General features: G+C 39.9%; 4 protein-coding genes. All 4 read right to left on the reverse strand.

The features are described from left to right. On the reverse strand, nucleotides 1-818 hold an 818-nt coding region (locus tag AC1DND_RS26735; RefSeq protein ID WP_477585743.1), incomplete at its 3' end, for a beta-galactosidase. Beyond that, the gene (locus AC1DND_RS26740) at nucleotides 815-2,302 is read right to left on the reverse strand and encodes a glycoside hydrolase (RefSeq protein ID WP_477585745.1); all 1,488 of its coding nucleotides are present in this window, start codon (nucleotides 2,300-2,302) and stop codon (nucleotides 815-817) included. The genes AC1DND_RS26740 and AC1DND_RS26735, both read right to left, overlap by 4 nt. 18 nt (nucleotides 2,303-2,320) lie before the next feature. Continuing rightward, on the reverse strand, nucleotides 2,321-3,748 hold the full coding sequence (locus AC1DND_RS26745; protein ID WP_477585747.1) for a RagB/SusD family nutrient uptake outer membrane protein: 1,428 nt from the start codon (nucleotides 3,746-3,748) through the stop codon (nucleotides 2,321-2,323). A gap of 5 nt (nucleotides 3,749-3,753) precedes the next feature. Beyond that, the coding region (locus AC1DND_RS26750; RefSeq protein WP_477585749.1) for a hypothetical protein at nucleotides 3,754-3,939 on the reverse strand (186 nt) is incomplete at its 5' end.

The following is a 3,939-nucleotide window of genomic DNA, read 5'->3' on the forward strand; positions in this document are numbered from 1 at the left end:
TTACCTGCCTCATCTAAAGGTGCATCATAATCATAACTACTAATCTGCGGTTCGTAAGCTGTAGAATCGTTATAATTTGCCCCATTCATAAAAGCTCTGGTTGTACCGCCATGAAACATATACATGTTAATAGAAATCCCTCCTTTAAGTACAGTATCTAATTTATTGGCATACGTTTTTGGATCTACCTGATGATGTTTTGTACCCCACCAATCGAACCAGGCCGGATACCATTCTGGCACAAAGTAAGGTCCGGCACCATTGTTATATTTATTGATCAGCGTTCTGATCTGCGCAGGACTATCGATGCCATTTACGCCTGGAAGCAAACCCGCTAAATGACCACCTTCTAATGCAGGAACAGGATCGCAGGTAGAAAGCACGCCGTCAAAACCAGCATCTTTAAAGAGCTGAGCATTGATCTTCAGATATTCCTTGTCATTTCCGTAAGAGCCATACTCGTTTTCTACCTGTACCATTAAGATGTTGCCACCATGGTTAATTTGCAATGGCGCTAACCGTTTACCAATCTCTGTAAGGTATTCTTTATATTCTTTTAAATATTGTGCTTCTTTACTCCTTACCTGTAAACCTTTAATGTTCTGCAACCAAAATGGATAACCACCAAATTCCCATTCGGCACATACATACGGACTAGGGCGAAGCAATACCCATAATCCTTCTTCTTTTGCAATACGTACAAATTCGGCAATATCATTATTGCCCGAGAAATCGAATTTATCTTTCTGTGGTTCATGTACATTCCAAAATACATAGGTACCAATGGTGTTTAAGCCCATCGCTTTAGCCATTTTCATTCTATCGCGCCAGGCTTCTCTGTTTTATATTGCTTATATGGTGATAAATTATATTCTGCAGATGTAACATAGGTTTGCACCACATTTGGTTTACTTCCTTTTATTTCCATATCCAGGTCGATATCTTGTTCACTAGTATTAACCGCTACAGTAACCAGATTGCTATTATCCAGATATGCTGATATGTAAATCTGTTTTTCTTTTCCGTTTGTTATACTAACCCCAACACGTTTACTACCAGCTTTAATAAAACGGCTATAATTGCCTAAAGCCCATAACATTTTACTATCATAAACCTGCCCGTCTGTTTTATTTTTATCAATATATACCAGCCCATCTTTATAATCGCCAGCCGATACGGCCAACCACCACTGCCATGATGTAGCATTGGATATCACTAAATCATGATGGATGAGCTTTGCAATAAACAGTGCGGTTACCATACCCAAATCACGCTTTTCACCCTTTAGCACATCATCACCAAGAACACAATATTCAGACATCCAATACCTTAAACCTTTTATCTGAGCTACTGCTTCAGCTGTTTTTTTACGGATATTAATAAATTTTTGTTCAGGACTTGTTGTAAAATAGCTATGAGCAGAAATAGATTGATCAATATTGGATAAGTTGCCAACATAATTCGGAGATGAAGCATTAAAGAACTGATATACCTGATTTCCCTTTGCGGTGTTTCCATTATCGTATAAATAATCGAGCTGGCCGGCCTCTCCTATCTGTATTTTGGTTTTGATCTGATTTTTCGCAAACGCATCATTTACGCCTTTATAAAGCTGAGCAAGTTCAGTATTGTTATAAGGACAACCTTCCTGATTGTGCTCATTCCATTTCCACTGTGGCTCATTTGCCGGACTAAGGTAATCCAATTCGATCCCTGTATTTTTTTTCAACCCTTTAATTGTGGCTACCATATCGGCTGAAAAATCGGGAAGTTTATCAAAATTCAGGTTGCAGTTACCATCAGTAGAATAAGCTTTTCCGTTTTTGGTAAAAAGCACATGCGGACTGTTTACAAAGCCGATAAACTGTTTTACGCCACGGGTTTTAGCGGCCTTTAAAAACCAGGTTTGCCCTGGCATCGCGTTCCAATCATAACTGCCATCTGGTTGCAGAAAAGCGTATTGGCGACGCCATTCGTCGCCAATATCGCTTGCCTTACCTTGGGCGGCACTGCCACCACCAATACTGAAACGCCACATATTAAGGCCAATACCAAGGGGCTGACCCGTTTTTGCAATTTGGGTACTAAAAAGCAAATCGGCCATCTTATCCTTTTTCTCTGCAGGCCATAATCCGGCAAATTGACAAGTCCATGCATCAGATGCCCCGAAACCTTCTATTGTTTGAAATTGAACCAATGGGTGAATTTCAATCTTTACAGTTTGCTGGGCCGCAGCATTACCATAGCAAAACAAAGAAATGCAAGTAAGAAAGTAGCCGATTTGTTTATAATACTTTATCATTGATGGTTAAATTGTTTTTTAATAACCAGTGTTTTGCTGCAATTTACCACCTGAAGCTAAAATTTCGGCCCTAGGTATTGGTAACCAATAATGTGCCGACATTGTTGATCCGGAAGGAACGGCATCAGGGCCATAAGCTTCGTTTGCAGCTTCTGCATAATTAAGCAAAATTTCTGCATATCTAAAATAAATCCAAGGCTGAAACCCTGCATTACCCCAAGGATTTTGCAATGGATAAGCATCATTCATGAATTTTTTAAGGTAATAACCTGTTTTGGTTGTATTCCAGTTATCATTTCCATCTTTACTATCTTTTCCTCCCGGGATAAAGGTTTCTACATTACGCTCACGATAAGCTGCACCATTGTATAAAATAGTGGCTGCAAAACGAGGATCACGACCTTTATATGGTTCGTTGTTATCGTAACCAGATGTAGGATCGGTAATGGCTTTGCCGTTGGCCATTTCATAATCATCTACCAGGTTTTGCAAAGGTGTATTACCAGCCCAGCCGCCATAACCGTTCGGTCCGTTGGCAATTTCTAAATGGGTATGGTTTGCATTTTTTGTAAACAACCTCGCGAAAATAATTTCATTGCTTTGGTCGGTTAAGAATAAATTTCCATAACCGCCCGTGTAAATTCCATATTTATTTAAAGAAATAACTGCCTGAGCTGCCGTAACAGCTGCCTGCCAGGTACCAGCATTATACAACGGACTAGCAGCATATAAAAGTAAACGGGATTTTAGCGCAAGTGCTGCGCCTTTTGTTGCCCTTCCTACCATCCAGCTACTACTATTATCCAAAGGTAAATCTGCTGCAGCCTGGTCTAGCTGTGCCGTTACATAATCTATAGATTCTTTAATCGAGGCGCGCTGAAACAATGCCGGATCCTGCAGATTATCGGTCAGGTTCGTTACCTTATCGCCCATCAAAACTACGCCACCATAATTCCGGATCAGATCCTGATAACGGAAAGCCCTAACAAATTTAAGTTCGGCCACTAACTGTTTTTTATGTGCTGCACTCATTCCAATTTTACCAAGCACTTCGAGTGCATAATTACATTCTCTGATGCTTTTGTAGCTCCTTCCCCAATATACACCAGCACTGCCTAAATTTTCAGGTGCCAGTTGTCCTCTTTGGATCAACCAGGTGGCATCATCATTATTATAAATAGATTCATCGGTAAATGAGCTCCACATGCTATATTCAAAACCTCTGCCAAAACCCGGTGAAGAACCGTCGCCCTCCTTATCCTGCAATCTACTGGCGATATAACGGTTGGTTACATAGGCTTCAAAAACAGCTGTATCTGTTTCTATAGCAGATGTAGAGATCCGATCTGTTGGTTCTACATTTAAAAAATCTTTTTTACAGCCTACAATACTCGTTGAGATAAGAGACAGGCCTAAAAGTGATATATATATTGATTTGTTCTTCATGATGTTTAAAATTTAATATTGGCGCCCAAATTAATAATGCGTTGCTGTGGATAAAACTGCCCACTACCACTGGTTCCTTCAGGATCGTAATCTTTTACTTTAGAAATGGTGAACAAGTTAAATGCACTCGCATAAAGCCTTAATCCCGAAACATTGATCCGATTTAAGAAACTGGCCTTAATGTTATAGGC

The organism is Pedobacter sp. 01N416 (assembly GCF_056399685.1).

Bases quoted from the DNA above. Each gene is read 5' to 3' on its own strand.
- AC1DND_RS26740 (WP_477585745.1), bottom strand. From the start codon at position 2,302: ATGATAAAGTATTATAAACAAATCGGCTACTTTCTTACTTGCATTTCT.
- AC1DND_RS26745 (WP_477585747.1), bottom strand. From the start codon at position 3,748: ATGAAGAACAAATCAATATATATATCACTTTTAGGCCTGTCTCTTATC.